A 20,977-nucleotide genomic window follows, 5' to 3' on the forward strand; every position below is an offset into this window, starting at 1 on the left:
AACAAATGAATAAAGCAGCTGTAGTTTTTGCCGATGGTTGTGAAGAAGTAGAAGGCTTAAGCGTTATCGATGTGTTGCGCCGTTTAGGTGTACAAGCGGATATGGTTGGGCTTACTAGTACAACTGTCAATGGTGCGCACAATATCAAACTTACCTGTGATAAAATTGTCGATGATAGTTTATTTGACTATGATTTAGTTGCCCTTCCCGGCGGCACAACAGGGGCAGAGAATCTGCGTGACAATAAGAAATTAGCAGATTTAATGATAAAACGGCATAACGCTGGCAAATGGGATGCGGCAATGTGCGCTGCTCCCATTGCTCTGGCTCGTTACGGCGTTATAGCTGATGCTGATTATACTTGCTACCCTGGTTTTGAAGAACAAACTAAAAAAGATGCCCCAAGCGGACATTTCAAGGAGGATATTACTGTAACTGATGTTGAACATAAAGTCATTACTAGTCGCGGTCCGGCAACCGCTTGGGCTTTTGCATACGCAATTGCAGAAACGCTGGGAATTGACACCAAGGATCTGAAGGCGGGCATGCTATACAATTATTTAGCTGACAATATTCAAGATAGTTTGTAAATTTTTTGCTGAAAAAAGGAGAGGTTAGTACAGAGCCCCAAGAGTTGGATAACTTTTGGGGCTTTTTTATTACCAAATTGTCTAAAGGAAAAATTGAACTTTATACAAGATTATTTAAACACCCTATTTTTTAGTGGTATTTAAAAAATATGATAAACTTAGATTAACCTTAAAAAGGCAAAACAAATAATTGGGAGGTATTAAGCATGTGTACAACTATTGCAATCAAGTCAGATAGTGGGGACGTATTTTGGGGACGGACAATGGATTTTACCTTCGACCCCTTTAAACCGAGTGCAGACAGCAAAATGACCACTTTTCCTGCAAACTATAAATTACAAGGTTTGCACCAAAGTTGGACGACTAAATATCCGTTTATGGGTATTAATGTTAACGATTCACTTTTCTTTAACGATGGTATTAATAGTGCTGGTATCGTAGGCGACGCACAATTTTTGGAAGAGGCTTCGTGGGATACAGTGGAAAACCTTAAGAAGCGGGGATTAAAGCCAATAATTGGTGAAGAAGTCGTCGCCTATGTTTTAAGTAGCTTTGGCTCCATCGCAGAAATTAAAGAAGCGTTCACACATTTGGGTCAGGAAAAGACAAATTATCCTGATTGGGAAGATGCTGACACGGGCATCCCTACCCCAATTCCAATGCATTATACCTTTAGTGATCTTAGCGGTAAAAGCGTAATCTTAGAACCAGTTAACAATGGTGCCTTCAAAATTTATGATGGCATTGGTGTGATGACGAATAGTCCGGAATATCCATGGCATCTTGATAATTTGCGTAATTATTTGCAGTTAACTAACCATAACTTAGGCCATCACCAAATTGCTGATCAACTAGATATTAAACAAATTGAAAGTGGTTCAGGTCTACTGGGATTACCCGGTGATTACGCTGCACCATCACGTTTTGTTCGGGGAACATTTATTTCTAAATTCCTAGCACCATTTCATTCTGATCAAGGAATTCCACAATTATATAATGTTTTTAAATCCGTCATGATTCCACGGGGACTAGAACATCTTCACGAAGGTGAGGACAAGTGTGATTATTCTGGTTACTGGGCCGGATATGACGTTTCCAACAGAAGTTTATATATTCAACCCGAAGACTGCCCAACAATGACTAAGTTTGTGTTAGATTCCACTACTACTACTAAAATTACTCAGCCTATTCAACACGACTTTAAAGTTTTGGAAACCAAAAAACAAAAAGCTTTAGCTTGAAATTTATTACCGGTTTATTTGAATTTTTTGTTTTTTAATTGTTCTATTTGAAACAAAATGCGTGTAAAAGTTTGATACTTTTACGCGCATTTTTATAAATAATAACTATTTACCAACTAATAGTGATGGATATTGTGTATACGATAAATCACCTTTATAAGCAAACCAGTCTTTTATTTCCTTTATTGATTTATTGGCAATTTTTTCATTTTGACCGTGTAGCTTTTAGCCTCAATTTTAATTTGAATTAGTGATGGCCTTTTGCCTTCAAACTGTAAATTCATGACTTTTAACTCGCTTTGATCAGTGGCTGTAAGGCTTTTTTCTTAACATTTATGTTATAAAGATCGCCGTTAAAGAAGTTAACCCAACCTTGATTTTTGCCACTTTGATCAACTATGTGAGCAACCAATTCAACCCTACTGGTACCAAATTCAATAATCTTAAATTTTATATTTTTATCTGCCATTTGCTTAACCCAGCTTCTGCCAATTAGTTTAGAAGTATCATTGATAACATCATTAACTGTGGGATAAACAATAGCATTCCGAGCCAATTTAAATACGTAGCCTTCTTTAGAAAACCGTTTAGCAGAAGTAACGGTCATACCCGGGTCTGTTGCCCGATTAACTGCTGCTGACTTAGCAGTATCATTATTCTCAGCTTTAACTACAGTTGAGTTAGCTAGCGCTGTAAAAGAAAACAGGGTGACTGCAGAACATAAAACTGTTTTCAAATACTTGTGTTTCATTTTCTAAGCTCAAAAAGCAAACTATATTAATTAATTGTAACAAAAATGTAATTTTATTACATTTATATGTCAATAATAAATATTTATTTAACTATCAAAAAGCAAAATGATTATCAATTTTGGCCAAATAAATAAGCCTTAAAAGTAAGACAACTTTCAAAACTTATTTTGAAATCAATTCTTTAGCAACTATTTTTTTCTACTTCCATTTTAATGTTGCTAGTCAAACGTTTATTCATTTCCAAAACAAAAACAGGAATTAAACTACCAATCAAAACGACCAGCCAGCCCTGAATGGGTAGCAAGGCCAAGTGCAAAAACTGTCGCAAACGAGGTAAGAGTGTCAGTGATAAAACTAGAATCATACTTAGTAACAGTCCCCAATTAAGCATTTTATTGGATTTAAATGTTTGCACAGTGATTGGTTGAGAATCTTTAATAGCGTAGATATCAATCATGGAGCCAAGGGCTAAAACTAAAAAGACTAAAGTCATACTCACTTGCACGTCATTAGGTGAAATAACAAATTTACCATAGGCGTAAACTCCCAGAGTTAAAACTGTGAAAGTTGTCGCTCTAACAATCATTCTTTGCATTAATCCGCGTCCAAGAAGGCTCTCCTCATTACCTATTGGATCTTGATCCATTATATTTGGTTCACCCGGTTCTTTACTAATAAAGAATCCTGGTATCCCATCGGCAAGCACGTTGATAATTAATAATTGTTCAGCTAATAGTGGTGCACCCCAACCCAAAATTGTACTAATAACCATTAAGAACATTTGAGCAAAATTAACACCAATTAAGAACTCTACCGCCTTAATAATATTTTGGTAGACTGTTCTACCCTCCGCTACAGCTTTAATAATTGTAGCAAAGTTATCATCAGTCAGAACCATATCCGCAGATTCTTTTGCCACTTCTGTGCCTGTGATACCCATGGCAATGCCAACATCCACAGCCTTCAAAGCAGGTGCATCGTTCACACCGTCACCTGTCATGGCAACTGTTTTATTAAGTTCTTGCCAAGCTTGAACTATCCGAATTTTATCACTGGGAGTAACACGAGCATAAACACTGATATCTTGAATACAATTTTTTAATTCAGCGTCTGACATCTTCTGTAATTCGATTCCTGTAATTGCTTTTTGACCTGACTGCAAAATGCCAATTTCTTTAGCAATTGCTTTAGCAGTCACAAGATGGTCGCCAGTTATCATTATGGTCTTGATACCTGCTTGTTTTGCCCTATGAACAGCCGCTCTTGCTTCCGGCCGAGGTGGGTCAATTAAGCCAATCATACCTGCAAGCTGCAAGTTAGAGTTATTTTCATTCCAATTGGTTGGATCAGCAGTAGCAGGAATTATTTTATATCCTACTGCCAGCACCCTTAGCGCTGCTCTAGCCAGATCATCATGAGCCTTTTGGCCCGCTTTAATTGGTTCTTTTTCATCTAAGGGTAATCTATCCCAAGCCCCTTTGACAATTACCAATTGACTGCCATTATCAAGTCGATGGACAGTGGACATCATTTTTTTATCAGAATCAAACGGATCCTCCGCTATCCGAGGGGCTTTTTCTTCTAACAGCTGGCGAGAACTTCCCTGCGCGTGTAACCAGTTCACAATTGCAATTTCAGTAGCATCACCAACAACTTCTTCTGAACCATCTTTTTCCATGATTTTAGCATTATTAGCTAAACCTAACATCTTTAACAAATTTTGACCAGCGTCTGGTAAATCAGCAGCTTTTTTAATGCCGGTTTCTGGAGTCCAATACTTGGTAATAGTCATTTTATTTTGAGTTAAAGTACCTGTTTTATCAGTCGCAATAACGTCAACGTTGCCAATTGTTTCTACGGCACCAATCTGTCTGATAATAGCATTACGATCAGCCATTCTTTTAACACCGCGGGATAAACTGATAGTAACAATAATTGGTAAAGTTTCAGGTACAGCCGCAACTGCTAAAGATAGTCCAATCATTAAACTATCAGTTAAACTATTATTTTGCAGTCCCATGCTTAAAGCAAAAATCATCAGTCCACCTAGGCCAGCAAAAAATGTCATCCATTTTGACAGACTGTCTAACTTACCTTGAAGAGGAGTTTCCCGTTTATGAGTTTCATTTAAAAGACCCGCAATTTCACCAAGCTCAGTTGCCATACCAATTGCATTAACTTGAACAAATGCCCGGCCACTAACAACTGAAGTTCCGGAGTAGACGCGCTCATCACTAGTCAAACTAGTTTTTGATTGAAAGCTTTTTTTCGAAACAGGTAAACTTTCACCAGTTAAAATTGCTTCATCAACAGCTAAATTAGTTTCATCTAAAATCACAGCATCTGCTGGAACCTGATCACCAGTGTTAAGATAAATCAAATCTCCGGGCACTAGTTCTGCAGCAGCGATTGTCACATCGTGCCCATCACGCCGACCATTAGCTGTTGGCAAACTCATTGCCTTTAAAGCAGCTAGAGATTTTTCAGCTGAAGCCTCTTGATATAAGCCGATTACAACATTAATTATTAAAATCAGGCTAATTACAATTGTCTTGGTCCAGCCACCGTTTTGAAAAACAGCCATATATGTCGCTAGAATTATTGCTAATAAAAGCACAAGAGATGAAATATCTTTAAGATGATGCCATATTTTTCTATACAATGGAACCGGGCGTTTTTCGAGCAACTCATTAGTGCCGAATTCACCACGCTTTTGTTCTACTTCAGCAGCAGTTAAACCAGACTTGGGGGTTTTCGTGAATAGTAGTTCTGACTTTTGGGACATGCTATCTCCTCCATTATTCGCTTATGAAATAAATTACAGTTAAGCTGTTTGTATAGATAAGTTAATTTACTGAAGCTATATGGCTCTTTAAAGGCCTCAATTCAATTTAATGTATTAAAGACAATGAGTTATTTACTTTTAAAAAAGCAGAAAGCCTCTGATAGCTATCCGAAGTTTTCTGCTCATTTAGTATTTAAAAAGTAGTTGTTGATTAACAACGTTTTTTATAAATTGTCTTTAGCTTAAAAATTTAATTTCTAAACTAAGTATCCTCTTTCCTATACAAGCTTATTATTATTTTACATGAATTGTTATTTTTAAGCTACTTTAATGCTTATACTGTTAGCATTATAAGGCTGAAAAAGCTCAGTTTTTTGCTAAATAATTAATTTTGTTATTTAAAATATTTACAAATTATTTTTACAATCTGACCAATAGTCAACCCACTATTTTTCAACGCAGCTAAAGCAAAAATTCTTACTTCATTTATAAGTAGTTAACAGTGATTATGTACAAATATTTTTACCGCATGATTGTAGTTGATTAAAAACTCAGTTTATTAAAATAACCAGTCAATGCAAAAGTGACTGGTTATTTTTTATGTTATTAATTGCTAATTATCTTTTTTACTTAAGAATTTTTTGCTTGAATAATATTAGTTAAAGAAGCCAAACTATCTACTTGAGCTTTCGAAATTACATTAGTTATTAAGGCAGTTATATTTTCCCAATTTGTTATTTGATAAAGACTCGATCCTTCAAATTTAGTAGAATCAGCTAGAACATATTTTTTATTAGAATGCTCTAATAAAAGCTTATCAACACCATAATCAGAATACGAAGGCGTCGTTGGACCGTTATGACCAGCAAAATTATCTGAACCTATAAAACACATATTAGCTTTTATACTATTAATTGCTTCATTTGTCCACCCTCCATAAACCGAGGATGATTTAGCTCTAATTTTTCCACCAAAAAAATAAAGTTCATTGTCTGAATTTGCTAACGCAGTTGCTACAGGAAAAGAATCAGTATAAATTTTTAAATTCTTTTTAGCTACTAATAATTTTGCCAACTCTAAAACTGTGCTACCTGACCCAAGAATAATCGACGAATTATCTAATATAAGTTTGAATGCTGCAATTGCTATTAATTTTTTTAATTTAATTTGCTTTTCTTGTCTCACAGTAAACGAGTTTTCAATTAGACTATTTAAGGCTGTCGCTCCACCATGTTCTTTAATAATGTAACCTTTTTGGTCTAGGAAAGTTAAATCTTTACGGATAGTCTCGTAGCTAACTGAAAATTCGTTTGAAAGGTGATGAACTGTAACACTACCTTTCTTTATGATTTCAGTTAAAATATCATTTCTTCTTTTATTCGTTAATTTCATTTATTTACTCACCTTTTAAACTTTTTACTCAAGAATATCATAGATTATAATTTTTGTTACTTTTATGCTATAAAAATTGGTTTTAATTGCTTTTAATTACTAAAAAAGTATATTTTTGCGGTTGACACCAATTAAAACAAATTTTATAATTGGTTTTGTAATAACATTAAGCGTTTACAGAAAGGAAATTGTATGAAAAAAATAGCAATAGCATGCGATGATATTGGTTTCGAGCGGAAAGAAGCCATCAAGAAGTATTTGGAGGAAGAAAAGAATTACAGAGTCGTTTGGGATCCCGTTAAAAAGCCTGAAGATGGCAAGAATACTTTTGCTAAATTAGCTGATAAGATGGCAGAAGTTATTCAAAAAGATGAGTGCAGATTAGGTGTATATATATGTGGCACAGGAATTGGTTTTACTATGCAGGCTAATAAACACTGGGGTATAAGAGCAACAGCAGTAACTAATCCGTACTCTGCTAAAAGGGCAAGGTTAAGCAACAATGTCCAAATCATAGGCTTGGGAGCGAGAGTAAATGGTTTACCTTACATGGAAATGGTACTTGATGCTTTCTTAGATGAACCATTTGATTTTAAAAATTCCAGACCAAATTCTAGAGCAAACTTATTGGAAGCTAAAAAAGATGATGACCGTAATCTGAAAAAGCCTGATTATGTAGCTTGGAACATGGGCTTCACAGAAGAATAGGAGTTAAAAATGGAAATAATTACTCAATTTATTAATAATCTTGGTAACTTTATTTTTATTCCTTTAATATTTTTAGTGTTGATGAAGGCTGTAGGTCGGTCATGGGCAGAATCAATTTCTTCTGCCATGAAAGTTGGTATTGGTTTTATAGCTTTGACCATGGTTACTTCTTTCATGCTTGATAAAATGCAACCAGCAATCACTGGCTTAGCTAAAAGAACTGGCTCATCATTGCAAGCAATTGACGTTGGTGGTGCAGCGACAGCAGTTATGGGGTTCGGCTCAAAAGTTGGAGCAGTTATTATTCCTTTATGCGTAGGTATTAATATTATTCTATTACTGTTAAAGTTGACAGATTGTATTAATGTCGATGTTTTCAACCTACACCAAAACGCCTCAATGGGCGCGATTGTATATGCTTACTCTGGCAACTTCTGGTATGGTTTACTTACCGCTGGTATTTTTCATATGTGGGCATTATTTATGGCTGATTTAGGAGCTAAGCAGAATGAAAAATTCTTTAATCTACCTGAAGGAGTTTCTATTTCACACCCCGTTGCAAATACATATATGATTTTTGCCTACCCTATGAATTGGATCTTTGATCATATTCCAGGAGTTAGAAAATGGAATGTCACTGCAGAAACAATTCAGAAAAAATTTGGCGTGTTTGGTGATCCTACTATTGTAGGTTTTATCATTGGTGTTCTCTTGGGGTTTGCCGGTTATAACTGGTCAAATCCTGGCGATACAATAATTCAAAGTTTACATTTAGGTATGTACCTAGCAGCCGTTATGCTTTTGTTACCAAAAATGACTTCAATCATGATGGAAGGTCTTGTGCCTTTATCAAATGCTGTTCGAAAGAAAATGACTAAAGCCTTCAAAGGCCGTGATATTACAGTAGGTATGGATACTGCACTAGTAATAGGAAATCCTGACGTAATTGCACCAGCCTTGCTTTTAATCCCAGTCATCGAAATTATTGCAGTCTTTCTTCCTGGCAATAAAGTCATGCCGATGGGTGACTTATCCCAATTTGTATTCTTTATTGCATGTATGGTTCCTATTTTTCATGGCAACATTATTAGAACTTGGATTACTTCAATTTTAATGTTTACTCCAGGATTATATATAGCTTCTTGGATGGCCAAACCAACAACCCAAGTGTTCAGAGAATTTGGCAGTGGTGCCAAAAATGGTGTTATGTATTCATCATTAAATCCATCAGCTAATCCATTTACAGGTTTGTTTGCTGAAGCTTCTCGTCTTGGCTTGTGGTCATATGTTGTGATTGCCTTGATAATAGTTGCTTTTGGTTATTGGCTTAAAAAGTACGAACGTAGACAAAATTCTTTAGCTAAATAGAAATTAAGGAGATATATCATGAAAAAAGTGTTAGTAGTTTGTGGAAATGGAATTGCATCATCTTCTGTTATGTTGGCAGAACTACAAGATTATTTGAATGACCAAAGCGTTTCTGACGTGAATTTAGATAAAAAATCTTTGATGGACTGCACAGATGATGTTTTCAATGGCTATGATTTAATCGTTTCATCCACTAAATTAGATAAGCCAAATGTTACAACACCAATAATTGTAGGAACTGCCCTTTTAACGGGTATAAACGAGGATTCAGTTTTGGAAGAAATAAAAGACGAGCTGATCAAATAATGAAAATCTTTGTACAATCAAACAATAATATTATTTCAGATTATCAAAAAGCTATCAAAATTGCTGGAAAACCGTTATTAGCTGAAAACTTAATATCTAATGAATTTACTAAGGCCTGCATTGAAAGGGAAAAAGATTTTCCTACAGGATTACAAGTTAATTCTGATTTAGGCATTGCGATTCCACATGGAAATCAAAACTTTGTCAACACAAGCAGTGTTAGCTTTGTTCGATTTTCTCATCCAGTAAAATTTGGTCGCATGGATGATAAATCAAAAGATGTGAAATGTAGTTTTATTTTTAATTTAGCTTTAGCAAAAGGTGATGAACATTTAACCATGTTGCGTACCCTTATGAAACTATTTCAAAATAAAGATTTTCTACAAAGTGTTAAAAATAAGAAAGATAAAGAGTTAGAAGAATATCTTTATCAAAAATTGAATTAGGAAAATATATGGCATTTGAATTAAAAAAAATATGCGAAGAAATCAATAGTGTTGATGATCCAGTAGATGAAAAAACTTTAAATAGAATCTGTCAATTAATAATAAATAGTAATCATATCTATTTTTCAGGTTCAGGTCGTTCAGGCTTAATGATAAAATCCTTTGCTAACAGGTTACTGCAATTGGGACTAGAAGTTAGCGTTGTTGGAGAAATTTCTTCTCCTCATACACATTCAAATGACTTATTAATATTTAATTCTGCTTCGGGAAAATCAGAGAAACTAATAGCCCAGGCGAAGATAGCAAAAAATAACGGTTTAAAAGAAATTCTCTTTACTGTTGATAACAATAGTCCATTAGCGCAATTTTGTGAAATAGTTGTGCAAATTAATGCCCAATCAAAATTTGAGCACAATAAATCTATTCAACCAATGGGAGCTTTGTTTGAACAGTTTTCACTACTTCTATTTGACAGCATCGTTTTGAGATTAATGAAAGAACTTAATATTACAGAGGAACAAATGATACAGAACCATGCCGATATTGAATGATTAAAAATTGAAACTCATATATAAATAAAAACCAATAAATATTGGTATGAACCCCCAAAGTCTATGACAAATTTGGGGGTATTTTTGTAGTTAAAAACCATGTACTTTAAAACAATTTCCTTGATGATGGGTTAACTGAAGGTACTTTAACATATCTTAAAGATGCTTTGTGGTTTTGAAAAATTCAATAAATTCAATTAGGTACTACCCTTAGTACTATAATTAGAAATAGATATGATCAAGGCGAATTAACTTTAAATCAGGTTTAAATTTTAGTAATATACAAATAAAAAGCACAAGTTGGAAATCCAAATCTTGTGCCTTCATTAATTATATAAATTTTTTTACTTATGTATTCACATCAACTAATGAGTATTACGATCCTTTAAAATAAGTCAAAAAAATGTAGTAATGCATGTTGAAAAGAATAAATTTTTTTAGTTAATTATTTAACATCAGATCATCTCAATAACTATTTTGAATCAATTTACTGATTGCTGTTTTAACATCGTTAGGAGTAGAACTTTTATCAATAATTTCTCTAAATGTAGAATTAGTCTGTAAATCGACAATAAAATCAAATAATTTTTGAATACTTAAATAGTCCTGTCGAGCAATTGCTAATAAAAAAACGTATTTTACTTCATTTTTTTCATCCCATATAATCGGCTGTGAAAGACGTGCAAAACAAACCTTAGATTTATTAGTAGCATAGCCCAAAGAGTGCGGTATTGCAATTTTTCCACCAATCGCTGTTGAATACATTTTTTCTCTTTCATATACTTTTTCTTTGAAGTCTTTATTGACGATCTTTTTTTGCTCTAATTTTTTAATTAACATATCTAAAAGTTCATTTTTAGACAATTTCGCTTTTAATAGATAAATATTATCTTCATCAAACAATTTATCAATTGCCCGGTATGGATTATTAAGTGATTTTAAATAATCTGATAATTGTAAAATATCATTGTGAAAATTTGCTAAATCTATTTGTATTACTGGCACGGCAGCATTGCTAATAGGTACCATTGAAATCAAAAAATCGTTATTATTTGCTTTGCCTTCTAAGTATTCATCATAAGTATAAGTACCGGTAATGTTCAAAAACGAGGCAAACTGTGTTTCCAATTTTGCCCTTACCAAAACTGCAGTTGATACTCCAGAACCACAGATCAATGCCGCATTTTTCTTTGAAGAACGATTGCCTTGTCTTTCAATCGAAGCACCAATATGAAGAGTTATAAAAGACAACTCATCGTCATCTAATTTAAGATCTAGCATGTGTTCCAAAATGGGAGCAGAATAGGCAGTTATTTCATAGGCATAAGGAAAAGTCGACAAGATCACATTTAATAATGGGTTTTTACGCTTACCATTTACTTTTTTAATCTTAACTAAATTCGTCAAATGTTGAATTAAATTCACCCGCAATTCCTGATCGTTTAAAAGGTTGATAGCAAATTCACTCTTAATATTTTGCAAAAAAAAGGTGACCGCTTTTGCAATACTTTCTTTAGCATTAGACTTATTGGTATAGATAACACATTCAGGAAAGTTTAATGCAAAGTGATATACCAAATCATCTTTTTCTTTTTGATTTAGTTTAATTGCAAATTCTCTTTCTATTTTTACAAATAATTCTTTTAAATTTTGCAGCACATCCTTTTTGATATTTGCATGTGTACTTGCTTCCAAATGAAAGTTTAATTTGATTCGTGAAATAGTTAATGCGAAATGCAAAATAATATTTTTAGTGTTAATGTCAGAAATATGATAACTATAATGTCTTAAAAACGCATGGATAAGTTTTTTTAACTTATCTAGATCGACATTAGCTAAAATGGATCTTTCTTTTTCAGTGAAGTCAATGATATAATTATCTGATTTTTTATTAATTAACTTTGCAATAATAAAGTTTCGTTTATCTGCTTCAGAACCTTTTACTCTATAAACATCATTTGATTTATTTACTTTAAGATTAAATTTACTAAATTCTTTTTTAATAGTTACAAGGTATGAAAAAAAGGTATTATCACTAATGAAAAACTTTTCCACTAAATCTGATAATTTTACCCTATCATTTACCAGTAAATATTGCTCAACTGCAGCAATACGCTCCTCTGACCTAGTAACCGGCAAATCACTTTTAGCAACTTTGAGTAACTTAGCTCTAGTTTCTGCATCTACATTTGTTAAATAAAAACCAGCACTCCGTTTATTTTTGATAGTCACCTTAAAAATAGTTAATTCTTTATTTAAAGCTTGAATATCTGATCTGATAGTCCTCGTGCTTACATTACACTTTTGTGCTAAAAAGGAGGTTGAAACGTAGCGATTGGCAGAATCATTTAATAAAAGTTCAAGAATTTGTCCTAATCGTTTATAGGATAGTTTCAAATTATCACCTCATTTTCATTTGCACTTCTTTCAGTAAATACTTGCGCTTAACCTAGATCTTTTTTATTAAAGTAATCATGTCATAAGGCGCAATTTTAAAATCTTGTGCAATAATTTTTTCTAAGCCATCAACTTCAATAAAATCTTTATCTTTAAGATATGAAACATCTTTTTCTATGTTAGTCATATTAGACAGACGCAGTACCAAATGTTTTTTTATTGTATAAGACAAATAAAGTGCAGAAACTTCAATGTCACTATTAATATTCAGCCAATTTTCGGTTTTCTTAAGTTGAGGCAAATTTGGTGCAAATTCTACATCCCACAATTTGTTATCTAGCCTATTTACGAACAGATTATGTTTCTGCATTTGGTAACTGACTGCAGGAGAATACCATCTAGAAATAACTTGAGACAGATTTTCTTCTCTTAATTGACTTCCGCTTGGAACATATAAACCAAAATTAAACTCATTAACACTTAACTCTTGTGCCATTGGAGTAGACATCATCACATGGCCAACGGATGTAGTGTCACCAGAAGCTCTACCTGGTCGCCATAATAAGTTCGGTTTCCCCAGCTGACCGGTTGTAGCCATTAAAGTAATAAAAAGTGAATCATCCTTTTTTTCATATTCTTTTTGACCTTCTCCTAAAAAGTACAATCCTACCTTTGAATTATTTAAACCGACACAACGATCAAAAATATAAATATTCACCGGTTTTTCAACAAATTCATCGTTCCAGTTATCAGCAATTTTTTCATTAGTTGTTTTTCTAAATCCACCCTGGATTTGTGCATGAACATTATCTGTTTCAAGACCAGTTTTCAATCTAAGTCTTAAGCGGTGAGAAAGAGCCTGATTATCCACTATCAACTTAGCTGATATCACTGGAGAATTAGCAACCATAGTCAAAGTAAGCTGGAAATTTACCGCTACTTGCTTCGCATTTTGACTGTTAGCTCTGTCCTCTAAATCGTAAGGTAATGACCAGAAACCACTTAATTGTAGTGTCTCGATGTCTTTTGCCTTAGCAACCTTAATTTTTCCCTGCCACGGAAGGCGCATTTCGTGATCATTTCTTAGCGGTGAAAAGTCATATGTGTCACCATCATTTGCTTGATCATAAACACTGATGACATCCGTAAAAGTTTTATTTTTAGTAACTAAATTAAATTTGCCATCCAGATAATTAACTGTGGCTTCCTTATTTGCAATTGAACCGCCCTTTTGTAGCCTAAGCTTAGGCACTACGCTCTCACTATTCTCAAAATGAATAACCTGATAGCCTAATCCCTTCATTTCGATATATAAACTAACTTTTAATTTGAAATAGCCAGATTCATCTTTAAATTCATAACCATTAGGAGTTAACTGCATAATATGAGGTCTAGATTTGACTTCTTTACAGTCCACAATGACTGCTTTATTTTGAGTTGGAAACTTAACATTAGCAGAACTGGAAATAATTTCTACGACTTTCCGTCCCTTAAAGCTATAAGGATCAGTATTAAAAACCAAAACGTCATGATCTGATAATGAAAGCCGTTGAGCCAACCTTTTCTTAATGTAATTTTCTAAACCATCTGCTATTTCAAAAGCCTGTTTGTAGCGCTCATTGATATCTAACGCCACGTTATCAGTAACACTGCCACCCATCGTATCGTGTGGTTGCACTTTGAACAACAATTTCCATAACTTAACAACTATGCCATTTGAAATTGGAATACCTGCATATTGGGCGATTACCATTAAAGGTTCCAAACGCCGAGTTATAACTTGTTCAAGTTTAAAGTTTTTACGTTTATTTCTAGATCTGACAGAGCAAATGGTTCTATGAACTCTGGAATAAGTTGGATATCTCAGTTCTCCTTGAAATTCAGGTAATTTTTTTGTCCGCAATTTTTGCATAAATTCGGGGTATGAACTAATTACAACTTCATGTTTAGAATACTGATTTACTTGAGCAATTGTCTTTGAAAGATCATGAATTATATTCATTTGATCTATGCCAGAGGGTACAAGGACTTCAGAATTGTTGCCGTGTAATGCTTCAAAATCTATTCCTTTATCCAGCCGATTTTTGACAAAATCCTTTAAATTGCGCTTTGATTCTAGATCTATTTGCCCAGTAAAATAACCTAAAGGAAAATTGGCAGCAAATACTGCTTTTCCACCTAACGCTTTCCATTTAAAATAGACGGATTTAGTTTGTCTCTTAAAATTCGTACCGCGCCATGATAGAAAGTCATGAATTCCCACTTGATTTAAAATCATCGGTAAATTTGCGTTGAAACCAAAGGTATCTGGTAAATAACCTAATAGCATCGGTTCACCATAATTTTGTCTGGCTTCTAAAATTCCGATAATCAAGTTTCTCAACAAAGATTCAGCGTTAGGGACAAGAGCGTCTGTTTGAGTATACCAAGGTCCAATGAAGAGTTGTCCACGATTAACTAATTTATGAATTCTACCTTTGGCTTCAGGATGAATCTCAACGTATTCATCTACAATAGACATCTGACCATCAAGAGTAAAATTAGCCTCCGGATGTTCTTCAAGTTCGTTCAATACTTCTGTAAATAATTGATCGCTCAATACCTGTGCATCTTGCGTAGTAAAGTACCATTCACGATCCCAATGGGTGTGATTAACAAAATATGCTTTAACCATAATATCTCCTAAAACTCAAAATAAATTGTCATAAACTTAGCGTGCCCAATTTTTGGTAAAATTACTTGCTTATTCTTAATTTTTAAATCTTGTAAAATATGCTCCCTTAAATCAACTAGTTGAACTATCTTTGGCTGTTTAGCAAACGTAATTTGTTCACTCACTTGGTGAAATTTGGGGTTATAGAGTCGTAAACAATATCCTAGACCAGAACTTGATCTTTCAATTGTACTTACTGTCAACTTGTTTTCAGTTTTAAATAAGCTAAATTCAGGTTCTAAAAACTGTCTACACGGATTCAGTGGAAAAGTTAGCCTACCGTTTAAAAATTCTGCATATTCATAGACTTGCAAAGGAGATTCGTAGTCTTTAACTTCATTAGCTAAATTTGACTGATCATAACTGGATTGTCCTGTAGTCAGTGCAAATTTAAATTCCAATTTATGATTTAATTGCGCGTTAGTCGTCGGGACTGTTTCATCCCCGGAGGCGCGACCAGGACGATATAATAAATCACTTTTGCCTAGCATGCTAAAAGTGCGGAAAAGAGTTAGCCTTATAACAGAATCTTTTTTACTAGTACACTCATATTCTCTGACCGTTTGAGGAATAACAGCTATATTTCTTTTAGCATTTGAAAGACACACAAAACTTTGCATTGTATTGATAGAAATTGGTTTTTCTTGCCATTTTTCTTGATTTTGCGCCCAATCTGCTAAGTCTTTCTCTTTTGCAAGAGGACGTTTGATTGTGCCAAATTGAATATCTGCAATACTAAAATTAGTATCAAGTTGACTAGCAAAATCAACGCAGAGCCTGTGACTCAACGGCTTAGTATTGTCAACTTGAACTTTAAACTTAATCATTTTAGCGGACTTGGTTAATTTAACAACCATTTTTACAGGCATTTCAGTGTCGGTTATTCCCTGACTTCTCATTTCCAAATTTTTAGGAACCATGTAATTAAACAAGATAATTAATTTATCTTGCAATTTGCCATGCGATACCTGCACCTGATGTTTTTGACTAGTCGAATAGATTATTAAATCTTTTTTTGCAGGTGAATAATTATATGAATCTCCCCCGTCACCGTTTTCTTCTAGAATTGCTTGATTTGAATAAAGCTTTTTATTCAGTTTATCTAAAATATTCAAACTGCCATCTGTGTTAACAGAAATTTGATAATACTCATTTTCAATTTTCGAATCAGCTATTGCTAATTTATTTAACTCTATTTCCTTGTCCTCAAGTGGTATTAGGTAAAATTGCTTATAACCATAAGGCGGAATTTCACCAAAATCAATATTCAAGTTGATACAGTAAACTTTTTTCGGAGTATAAATATTTTCTCCCGGATTTAGTTGGATAGTGGCACCCTTTATCAAATTAGTGTTATCTTTGATTGAATTAATTTCGTATGCTATCTCATTGTTTTCATAATCGACAATCTTAAAATTGCGACTTGGAATATACAGAGTCTTATTAATTACTTCGTCTCTTACAAAGGGCAATGTATTAAATACTGTCAAAGTAATCGGATGCTTTTCACTTTTAATATGTGTAGAAATGAACCGTAAAGTAGAATCAACTAAGCTTTCAGCAGTATCTTTCACTTCCAGATACCGCATTTTTATCGCATTGTTAACTCTATCAGATACACAATTACCCATTGAATCGTGTGCCGCATTTTTACCCATTTTTTGCCACAAGCTTTTTATTGCTGCAAAAGGATAATTTAGACCAAAATAACTGCCCATGGACAAAACAGGCTGCACAATGTTAGTGAGATAATTTTGTAATTCCGTATTTAATTTTTTGATATCTGCTCGAGAAGAATAGATCGACTTGTGAACACGCATATCTCTGCCACAATCCTGTTCACCTCTAACCACTGCCATGTCAGGTTTATCTTCTTTAACTGCGTCAATATATTCTGGCAACGATGCTACCTTAAATCGGTATTCTTTCTCGTTAGCATCATTTAACTTTGTAATTAAATCTGGCAAGTCATGTCTTAATGGAGCCATATCTGAACCATTCGGAAATAAAATGTTATTTGTTGTTGCTTGTTGGACTACAGTTTTGAAGGGTTCAGTTTTCATTAATGCTGATAACTTATTTTCATCAATTACGCCCCCGATAAAATAGCCACAAGCCATGCGAAACACATTGATTCGGGAACCATCTTCACCCTGCCAAATAAATTCAGATTTTTTAGTGTCCGCCATTGAAAAGCCACGATATAAAACTGCATCTTTGATGCCAAAACTAGAGTATATTTGCGGCAAACTTGACTCTTGACCAAACGAGTCCGGTACATAAGCTACATTCATGTATCCGCCTAAATCAGATGCGGCACTTGTCCCGATTCTGAGGTTATTAATGATACTTTCACCAGATGCCATGAACTGATCAGTTTGGGTATACCATGGTCCTAAGAAAAGTTTCTTTTCTTTAACTAATTTTTTTACACGCTCAATATCTTGCGGACGCCAAGATAAATAATCTTCAATTAAAGAAGTTTGACCATCTAATAAAAAGCTACCGTACTTTTCGTTTTTTTCTAAATGATCAATTACATCTTTTAAGTCTTTAATTAAATATGCTTTAGCTCGTTCTGAAGTAAAAAACCATTCTCTGTCCCAGTGAGTATGCGGGACCACAAAAACTTTTTTTATCATTCTGTCTCCTAAATAAAAAACTATAGCTTAAAAGGAATATTTTCTTAAACTATAGTTTTTATTTTCTACTGAATATTTAGCTTGATATCATCGTCACTCACTGATTCTTCGCCTGATGAATCTTTATCTGTGAAGTCAGCAATTAATGGTGCAACTATAGCTATAAATAAAGCACAAACAAAAATACCAGCAAGATAAGCAAAAATATTATCTGCAGTCAAAATTCCGGGTAAACCGCCTAAAGGTGGAATATGGGATTTCACTCCTAAAAATGCACCTGTGGCCGAACCTAGAGCTCCACCAAGTACATTAACAATTATCAGTTGTGGGGCCTTCATCATGAATGGAATCGCACCTTCAGTAATACCAAAAGTTCCCATAATTAAGTTGTTATGTCCCATTTCTAATAATTCGGCAGAAAATCGCTTCTTAGGCCAAATGAAACTCATAAGCGCATAACCCATTGGAATAGCGCAAATAGCAATGTTGGTATATAAACATGGCTGATAAATGCCTTCTATAAAGAAGAAGTTTCCTACTCCCCAAGCTGCTTTATTAACTGGTCCACCCAGGTCAACACCGATCATGCCTCCCATAATGGCAGCTAATAAGACAGCATTAGTCTTTTGTTCGACCATATACTTAACCCAAGATGTTAAGCCATTATTAATCCAAGCTAGTGGTGGCGTTAAAATAACACCTACAAAGAGCGCCACTGAGCCAACAGTTAAAAGCGGCATGACAATAAGTTCAATTGCCGAATTCCATTTATCTGGAACTTTAATCTTGCGGCACCAACGTGCTACATAGCCGGCAATGAGTCCAGCAGCGATGGCTCCAATAAAGCCAAGTTGATTATTAGTAGCTAACTGACCACCGATAAAACCAGCACCTAAAGCTGGTTTGTCACCGAGAGCGTAAGCAATATAGCCACCAATTACCAAGTTAACTAAGCCAATACCAATCCAACCTACTGAGTTTATTTGATAAAGAATATGGAAAAAGCCACCGGTTTTAGCAAACTTAGATAAATTACCATAGCCAAAGCACATACCAATCAATTGCGGTACACCAACAACAAGTGCACCACCGATAACAGTTGGGATCATGTATGAGATCCCACTCATGATTGCTCCTTCCCACTCTTTCAAAATTCTTTTCATACTAATTCTCCTTCTTAATTGCAGCAGCACATTTCTTCAAAACAGCTTTAGGTGCCTTAATGCAAGTGTTAATATCTACTCGAATAACTGGCTTGCCCTTAAATCTGTCCATACTAGTTATTTTTTGATCAGAAGCAATTAAGACAAAATCAGCTGCATCTGCTTCTTTCTGGGAAATAGCGTTAACTGGTCCCATCATTCCTTGTTGCTCAATTTTGACATTCCAATTTAATTCCTTACCAGCTTTTTCTAAAGCCTTAGCTGCCATTGGGGTATGGGCCAAGCCTGCTGGACAAGCAGAAACTCCTACTACATTCATTTTTTATTCTCCAATCTTTTCATTAATAAATTGTGCAATCATTTCTTTAGAAGAAAGGCTGCGTAATTTTTCTTTAAAATCTTTTTCCAACAATGCCGTTGATAAATTGGCCAGCATTTGCAAATGTTTGTCTCCTGCATTTTCGGGTGGGACCATCAATGCGAAAACATCAGTGACTGGCTTTTTATCATATGTCTTCCAGTTTAAAGGCTGACTTAATCTAAAATAAAGAAAACCCGGTTTTTTAACCGCTGTTGTTTTAGCATGCGGAATTGCAAAGCCATCTTCAAGTCCTGTTGAAAATTCTTGCTCTCTTGCCAAAAAGCTTTGATCTAATTTTTCAATGTCATTGGTATAGCCTGCATCATATGCCGCTTTGGCCGCATATTGTAAAAAGTCTTCTACGCTAGCTTCATTGACATCTAAAAAAACATCATCGGCAGAAAATTTCATTTATGTCTTCACTTCTTTTCTTATTTGTAAACCTTTTCAATAAATATATTATCTTTTAATAATTAATTTGTAAGTACCAGTATTTTCCATTTAAATTGGAAAAATCATATTTAATGTAGTCATAATCCTGTTTAACTAGGTTTGTTTAATACAAACTGTTTTATAATCTAAGTTTTTTCTAAAAGTTTAACTATAAAAATAGCCCTGAAAGTTACTTGACTTTCAGGACTTAGTTTGATGATAAAAGAGCCTGCTATAATTTTTACTTAATAGTAATAGTTCCTTCTGTTGAATCAACCAAAAGAAAATTTTTCTTGGAGTTCTTTTTGATGAAGTTTTCATAGGGCTTTGAACCCTTATACCTAATTGCTTTGCCATCTGCTGTCAACTGGTAACTTAGGTTAGGCGTATTTTTAATTACTAAATTGCTACTTTGTAAAGTAAAAGAATTTCTATTGCTAAGTTGTGAATTGTTAATTGTAATATTAGCGCTAGAAGCATCCAGAGTCATTGTTGAACGACAATTTGAAAGTCTGCACCAGCCTCCATCTATTTTAACTTCTGCATTACCCAGATCAGAGTTATTGATTGTTAATCTATGGTTGCCACCAGTTATTAAACTTGTATTTTTCGCGTCAATATTATCAATATCTAAATAACCATCCATACAACTCACAAAATTTGCATTAGCTTTCAGGTCTTTTAACCTGATGTTTCCGTGGTCACTGTCGTTATCAAATTCGGTATAGTGAACATTTTGAGGGACAGTTACGTCAATTTTGGAACCAATTTTACGCCAATTGATTGCAATAGGTCTGGGCTCATAGATATCCAAACGGTTATTTGCTAATTTGACTTGTACTGCATCTGGATTAACCCCAGTAACATTAACTTGGTATTTTTTGCCCGAATGAAGAAAAACATCAGAGGAATCAGTTTGAATAAAAACTTTATTAAATTTGTGGTTTGAAGTATATGTACGTGTGAGCTTAGAATCATCAATAGCGGTCAAAGTAAAGTGGTTATGATTAGCAATTATTGGTCTTACACCGTTATTAGACCAGCCAACGAGCATCATAACAAGACCAACAGTTATGGCCAATCCACATATACGATAAAACTTTTTCATAATTAATCCAATCCTCCTCACT

General features: G+C 34.2%; 17 protein-coding genes. 7 read left to right on the forward strand and 10 right to left on the reverse strand.

Annotated elements, in window-relative coordinates; all coding sequences use genetic code 11:
- The first annotated feature begins 5 nt into the window (after positions 1 to 5).
- Entirely contained in the window at positions 6 to 590 is a 585-nt protein-coding gene (locus F5ESL0259_RS06275) for a DJ-1 family glyoxalase III (protein WP_122037864.1), read from the forward strand.
- Positions 591 to 796: 206 nt separating this feature from the next.
- Entirely contained in the window at positions 797 to 1,831 is a 1,035-nt protein-coding gene (locus F5ESL0259_RS06280; RefSeq protein WP_122037865.1) for a linear amide C-N hydrolase, read from the forward strand.
- 289 nt (positions 1,832 to 2,120) lie between these two features.
- On the opposite strand, the gene F5ESL0259_RS06285 is transcribed toward F5ESL0259_RS06280, so the two are convergent.
- The 3 genes from F5ESL0259_RS06285 to F5ESL0259_RS06295 all read right to left on the reverse strand — a co-directional run bounded on the left by F5ESL0259_RS06285 (position 2,121) and on the right by F5ESL0259_RS06295 (position 6,760).
- Positions 2,121 to 2,582: a hypothetical protein gene (locus tag F5ESL0259_RS06285; RefSeq protein ID WP_122037866.1), complete on the reverse strand. Its 462-nt coding sequence runs from the start codon at positions 2,580 to 2,582 to the stop codon at positions 2,121 to 2,123.
- 182 nt (positions 2,583 to 2,764) lie between these two features.
- A complete protein-coding gene (locus F5ESL0259_RS06290) occupies positions 2,765 to 5,368 on the reverse strand; it encodes a cation-translocating P-type ATPase (RefSeq protein WP_122037867.1) in 2,604 nt (867 codons plus the stop codon).
- 630 nt (positions 5,369 to 5,998) lie between these two features.
- The gene (locus F5ESL0259_RS06295; protein ID WP_110446402.1) at positions 5,999 to 6,760 is read right to left on the reverse strand and encodes a DeoR/GlpR family DNA-binding transcription regulator; all 762 of its coding nucleotides are present in this window, start codon (positions 6,758 to 6,760) and stop codon (positions 5,999 to 6,001) included.
- A 192-nt stretch (positions 6,761 to 6,952) separates the two neighbouring features.
- Here F5ESL0259_RS06295 and F5ESL0259_RS06300 point away from each other — a divergent pair, with 192 nt between their 5' ends.
- The 5 genes from F5ESL0259_RS06300 to hxlB are packed head-to-tail and all read left to right on the forward strand — an operon-like array spanning position 6,953 to position 10,139.
- Entirely contained in the window at positions 6,953 to 7,468 is a 516-nt protein-coding gene (locus tag F5ESL0259_RS06300) for an RpiB/LacA/LacB family sugar-phosphate isomerase (RefSeq protein WP_046325313.1), read from the forward strand.
- Between the two features lie 9 nt (positions 7,469 to 7,477).
- Entirely contained in the window at positions 7,478 to 8,836 is a 1,359-nt protein-coding gene (locus F5ESL0259_RS06305; RefSeq protein WP_110446403.1) for a PTS galactitol transporter subunit IIC, read from the forward strand.
- An 18-nt stretch (positions 8,837 to 8,854) separates the two neighbouring features.
- Positions 8,855 to 9,142 carry a PTS galactitol transporter subunit IIB gene (locus tag F5ESL0259_RS06310; protein WP_110446404.1) on the forward strand — a complete coding sequence of 96 codons (288 nt, stop codon included), beginning with the start codon at positions 8,855 to 8,857 and terminating at the stop codon, positions 9,140 to 9,142.
- A complete protein-coding gene (locus F5ESL0259_RS06315) occupies positions 9,142 to 9,588 on the forward strand; it encodes a PTS sugar transporter subunit IIA (RefSeq protein ID WP_122037868.1) in 447 nt (148 codons plus the stop codon). Before F5ESL0259_RS06310 ends, F5ESL0259_RS06315 begins: the two co-directional genes overlap by 1 nt.
- Before the next feature lie 8 nt (positions 9,589 to 9,596).
- Positions 9,597 to 10,139: a 6-phospho-3-hexuloisomerase gene (gene hxlB, locus F5ESL0259_RS06320; RefSeq protein WP_122037869.1), complete on the forward strand. Its 543-nt coding sequence runs from the start codon at positions 9,597 to 9,599 to the stop codon at positions 10,137 to 10,139.
- Positions 10,140 to 10,604: 465 nt separating this feature from the next.
- Here hxlB and F5ESL0259_RS06325 read toward each other — a convergent pair whose 3' ends face one another.
- From F5ESL0259_RS06325 to F5ESL0259_RS06355, 7 genes are all read right to left on the reverse strand, one after another.
- Positions 10,605 to 12,536, reverse strand: coding sequence for a PTS sugar transporter subunit IIA (locus tag F5ESL0259_RS06325; RefSeq protein WP_122037870.1), 1,932 nt, complete (start codon positions 12,534 to 12,536; stop codon positions 10,605 to 10,607).
- 52 nt (positions 12,537 to 12,588) lie between these two features.
- Entirely contained in the window at positions 12,589 to 15,210 is a 2,622-nt protein-coding gene (locus F5ESL0259_RS06330) for a glycoside hydrolase family 38 C-terminal domain-containing protein (protein WP_122037871.1), read from the reverse strand.
- Between the two features lie 8 nt (positions 15,211 to 15,218).
- Positions 15,219 to 17,891 (reverse strand): glycoside hydrolase family 38 C-terminal domain-containing protein, encoded by a 2,673-nt coding sequence (locus F5ESL0259_RS06335; protein ID WP_122037872.1) that lies wholly within the window; start codon positions 17,889 to 17,891, stop codon positions 15,219 to 15,221.
- A gap of 65 nt (positions 17,892 to 17,956) precedes the next feature.
- Entirely contained in the window at positions 17,957 to 19,054 is a 1,098-nt protein-coding gene (locus tag F5ESL0259_RS06340) for a PTS fructose transporter subunit IIC (protein ID WP_122037873.1), read from the reverse strand.
- Position 19,055: 1 nt separating this feature from the next.
- A complete protein-coding gene (locus tag F5ESL0259_RS06345; protein WP_046325322.1) occupies positions 19,056 to 19,373 on the reverse strand; it encodes a PTS fructose transporter subunit IIB in 318 nt (105 codons plus the stop codon).
- 3 nt (positions 19,374 to 19,376) lie between these two features.
- Positions 19,377 to 19,826, reverse strand: coding sequence for a PTS sugar transporter subunit IIA (locus F5ESL0259_RS06350; RefSeq protein WP_110446411.1), 450 nt, complete (start codon positions 19,824 to 19,826; stop codon positions 19,377 to 19,379).
- 262 nt (positions 19,827 to 20,088) lie between these two features.
- Positions 20,089 to 20,955, reverse strand: coding sequence for a DUF4097 family beta strand repeat-containing protein (locus tag F5ESL0259_RS06355; protein WP_122037874.1), 867 nt, complete (start codon positions 20,953 to 20,955; stop codon positions 20,089 to 20,091).
- Positions 20,956 to 20,977: the final 22 nt, after the last annotated feature.

This window comes from Lactobacillus sp. ESL0259 (genome assembly GCF_003693045.1).
Taxonomy (GTDB): domain Bacteria; phylum Bacillota; class Bacilli; order Lactobacillales; family Lactobacillaceae; genus Lactobacillus; species Lactobacillus melliventris.